The organism is Streptomyces niphimycinicus (genome assembly GCF_018883605.1).
GTDB lineage: Bacteria > Actinomycetota > Actinomycetes > Streptomycetales > Streptomycetaceae > Streptomyces > Streptomyces niphimycinicus.
The window spans coordinates 1-1,413 of sequence record NZ_JAHLEM010001046.1 but is presented as its reverse complement, the minus strand read 5'-3'; the positions used below and the strand labels follow the sequence as shown (position 1 = coordinate 1,413).

General features: G+C 72.3%; 1 protein-coding gene. It reads left to right on the top strand.

The genetic code is table 11. The features are described 5' to 3' along the window. The coding region (locus KN815_RS47370; RefSeq protein ID WP_216347952.1) for an SDR family NAD(P)-dependent oxidoreductase at positions 1-1,413 on the top strand (1,413 nt) is incomplete at both ends.

Sequence of the window (1,413 nt, the reverse complement as noted above, 5' to 3'; positions counted from 1 at the left end):
ACCCCCACCCCCCGCACCACCGACCTCCCCACCTACGCCTTCCAACACCAGCACTACTGGCTCGCCCCACCCACTCCACGCGCCGACGCCAAGGCCAACGGCCACGACCCGGCCGAGGCCAGGCTCTGGGACGCCATCGAAGAGCTCGACGTCGACGCTCTCACCAGCACACTTCAGCTTGAGAAGGACAGCCCCGGGGTCGACGCCCTGCTGCCAGCGCTCCCCGTACTGTCGACCTGGCGGCGTCGGCACCGCGAACGGTCCACCATCGACTCCTGGCGCTACCGGGTCGCGTGGAAGCAGTTGCCGGACCCCGCCAACGCGCCGACGCTGAGCGGGACCTGGCTGCTGCTCGTCCCCTCCGGGCTGGAGGAGCACTCGGCCGTCCACGCCGCCGTTCAGGCGCTCGACGCCCATGGCGCGGCCCATGAGCTTCTGTCGGTCGATGGCGCGGACGCCCGGCGCGATGGCCTTGCCCCACTGGTCTCGCATCTGCTCGACGGCAGCACACCCGAGGGCGTTCTGAGTCTGCTCGCGCTCGACCAGACGCCCCACCCCGACCACCCGGCCGTCCCCCTGGGGCTGGCCGCGACGGCCGCGCTTGTCCAGGCTCTCAGCCAGACGGCGCCGGTCGCGCCTCTGTGGTGCGTCACTCAAGGTGCGGTGGCCGCTGTCGCCACCGATCCACTCCCCCATCCGCACCAGGCCCAGATCTGGGGTATGGGCCGGGTCGCAGCGCTGGAACACCCGCATCTCTGGGGCGGTCTCATCGACCTCCCGGTCGTCGTCGACGCCCGCACCCCCGCCCGTATCGCCGCCGTGCTGGTGCCCGGTCAGCCCGAGGACCAGGTGGCCATCCGCTCCACCGCCCTGGCCCGCCGCCTTGAGCGGGCCGCCTGCCCGGACACCGCCCCCAGCACGTGGCGTCCCACCGGGACGACCCTGATCACCGGCGGTACCGGCGGTCTCGGCGCCCATGTCGCCCGCTGGCTCGCCCACCACGGCGCACCCCATCTCCACCTCATCAGCCGCTCCGGACCCGACGCCCCCGGCGCCACCCAACTCGCCCAAGAACTCACCACCCTGGGCACCACCACCACCATCACCGCCTGCGACGCCACCGACCGCACCGCACTCCAGCACCTCCTCGACACCATCCCCACCGAACACCCCCTCACCGCCGTCATCCACGCCGCCGGTATCGCGGAGAACACCCCGCTCACCGAGCTGGATCTGCCGAGGATCGAGGCGGTGCTGCGGCCCAAGGCGCTCGCGGCCGGCCTTCTCCATGAACTCACGGAGGATCTCGACCTCAGCGCGTTCGTGCTCTTCTCGTCCGGCGCGGCCTCGTGGGGCGGGAGCCGACAGCCCTCCTACGCCGCCGCCAACGCCTATCTCGACGCCCTGGCCGAG